The sequence below is a fragment of the Paracoccus thiocyanatus genome, assembly GCF_900156255.1.
Taxonomy (GTDB): Bacteria; Pseudomonadota; Alphaproteobacteria; order Rhodobacterales; family Rhodobacteraceae; genus Paracoccus; species Paracoccus thiocyanatus.
The window spans coordinates 1-2,297 of record NZ_FTMK01000055.1 but is presented as its reverse complement, the minus strand read 5'-3'; the positions used below and the strand labels follow the sequence as shown (position 1 = coordinate 2,297).

At 55.1% G+C, this 2,297-nt stretch carries 4 protein-coding genes; all 4 read right to left on the bottom strand.

The genetic code is table 11. From position 1 onward, the window contains the following. Positions 1-411 (bottom strand): DUF1217 domain-containing protein (locus tag F3H32_RS17585; RefSeq protein ID WP_149766942.1); only part of this gene is annotated, 411 nt, incomplete at its 3' end. Then, positions 408-812: a flagellar biosynthesis repressor FlbT gene (gene flbT / locus F3H32_RS17580; protein ID WP_149766941.1), complete on the bottom strand. Its 405-nt coding sequence runs from the start codon at positions 810-812 to the stop codon at positions 408-410. The genes F3H32_RS17585 and flbT, both read right to left, overlap by 4 nt. Continuing rightward, positions 809-1,177 (bottom strand): flagellar biosynthesis regulator FlaF, encoded by a 369-nt coding sequence (locus tag F3H32_RS17575; RefSeq protein WP_188128718.1) that lies wholly within the window; start codon positions 1,175-1,177, stop codon positions 809-811. Before F3H32_RS17575 ends, flbT begins: the two co-directional genes overlap by 4 nt. Positions 1,178-1,240: 63 nt before the next feature. Further along, entirely contained in the window at positions 1,241-2,083 is an 843-nt protein-coding gene (locus F3H32_RS17570) for a flagellin N-terminal helical domain-containing protein (protein ID WP_149766939.1), read from the bottom strand. Positions 2,084-2,297 lie beyond the last annotated feature (214 nt).

The window sequence follows — 2,297 nt, the reverse complement described above, 5'->3', positions numbered from 1 at the left end:
TGATCTGATCTCGAATTTTTCGATGATCGACAGGGGTTCGAGTTTTTTCTCGCGTTCATCGGGGGTGTCGTGAAAGGCAAGCGCTTGATTCAGCTTAAGATATCGTTTATCAGCAAGCCTGTTGACTAGGCTGGTGCTGTCATCGGGGTCAGACTCCAGAATTTTTCTTATAAAGAATTTGTTGTTTATGTCGGACTCCAAGCCGAATGCCCGTAACGCTACTGTCAGCAGCTTGTAATCCGCGACCAGCTGCTCTGCAGTCGCCACTTCGGGGAATTTATTCGAAAAGTAGTCCTTATAGGATCTTACGGCATAGTTCTGCGAAAAGACGTCGCGCTGTCTTTCCATCGTGCGTTCCAGAATCTTCCAACCGGTGTAGCCGCCGGTCCCAACCTGCACATTGTAGCTCATGGTTTCCCTATTGCGATCAAACGGGCTTCACGGGGAAGAAGTGCCCTGAGCTTCTTGAACGCTCTATAGAAATCACCTTCGATGACTGCATTGGACGCCAACCCCAGCAAACCTTGGCTGTCGGTATCTGGAAGAATCTGCGAAAGTTGCTCTATTCCCAAAATTACCTGCCGCCGCCCCTCGGCGATATCGGCATCTCCAATGAGAAGGAGTTGACAGATATAGCAAAGCCGAGAAACAGGTGTGTTGGCAGAATCGGGATGGATCGCGTCCTTCAATCTGAGAACATGCGCGTTCGGTGTGATGATGGAGATCCGAGAGCGACGATCCCCATTTTCAATCACCACGCCGTTGACGAGCACCCTTTCCTTGGGTGCGAGCTTCAGAACAAGGCCGGTCATGAGCTTCCTTCACCCCGCAGGCCTTTCATGATTTTGACGTTAATGTCTATGAGCGCGTCGGGGGAAGAGCTGCCTTGCAAGATTCGCCGCCCCTGCTTGATGGAAAAAAAAGCGAGGGAAAGCAGCCCGGCCTTTACCTCCGGGGGCAGCTTATTCCCTGGATGCGCGAGGTCCGCCGCAAGCGTCGTCCAAAGCTCGTTATTTGCAGCTGCGGCCTCTATCATTGCCCGAGTATCGCCACTTTTCCCGGCGTTGGTCAACTTCTGCGTGATGTGTGAAAAGGCCCTATACTCGCTATCTTTGGCGGTCCGGACGTGCTCGGAGCCAAAGTTGCCGACATTGTATTGTGCTTGTATGAAACTCACGATGAGAGACCCATTCTAGACCTTTGCGTCAGTGAAAGGGCGCCCCGCGGGGCGCCCCTTTGATCAGCGGAACAGCGACAGGATCGTTTGCGGCGCCTGGTTGGCGATCGACAGGGCCTGGACGCCAAGTTGCTGCTGGGTTTGCAGGGCCTGCAAGCGCGCCGAGGCTTCCTCCATGTCGGCATCGACCAGGGCGCTGATCCCGCGCGTAAGCGAATCGGCAAGCTCGCCCACAAAGTTGGACTGATCGCTGATCCGTTGTGCGGCATTGCCGAGCTTGGTGGCGCCCGTGTTGGCGATGTCGATCAGCGCTTCGATCTCGGAGATAGCGGTTTTTGCGGTTGTGCTGTCGGTGATTGTCGTGATCGTCGCTGCTTCGATATCGCCTTCGAAGTCCACCGAATCCACGGTGATCGACTGCGAGGTGGTAGCCACCGTGCCAGATGTGCGGTCCAGAGAAGACAGTACCGAGAAAGACGTCGCCGTGCCAATGGGGTTCGTCTTGAGCAGGTTGACCCCATTCATCTGGGTGGCGTCGATGATCGAGACGATTTGCTCCTTCATCCTGACAATCTGGTCGTTGACGGTTCCAAAATCGTTTGCGTCGCTGCCGGCGCTGGCGGCCAGATCCCGCATCTTCATCAAGTGTTGATGGATATCCTCGGCGCCGTCCCGAGCGGTCGAAACCACGGAATGGGCAAGGTTCAGGTTGCTTTGGAGCGTCTTGAAGGTTGACTGATCTGCCTCCATCACCTTCGAGATCGACCAGACGGCGGCATTGTCCTGTGCGTTGGCGACCTTCTTGCCGGTCGAAATCTCGTTTTGCGCCTTGGTCAGGTTGGCGTTGATCCCCTTGAGGGTCTGAAGCGCAACCATTGCGCCATTATTGGTCAGAATGCTGGACATTTCGAATCTCCATTCCTGGGCAGTTTTGCCCGTTTCAAGTATAATCGGCCTTCTGACCTACGGGACGGACCCGGTGGGCTGTGCCACGCAATTTCACTATCCGCCTTTCGTAAATAAACGTAAGCGCGACGTTGCGGCCCTATGCTGCGAGGCTTGACGGCTGGTTGAAGCGCCATGGCATGAGGTCTTCGATACCGCTTTGCGGGTGACCGTC

Excerpts from the sequence above, each read along its gene's own strand:
- flbT (WP_149766941.1), bottom strand. The coding sequence starts at position 812 with ATGACCGGCCTTGTTCTGAAGCTCGCACCCAAGGAAAGGGTGCTCGTC.
- F3H32_RS17570 (WP_149766939.1), bottom strand. The coding sequence starts at position 2,083 with ATGTCCAGCATTCTGACCAATAATGGCGCAATGGTTGCGCTTCAGACC.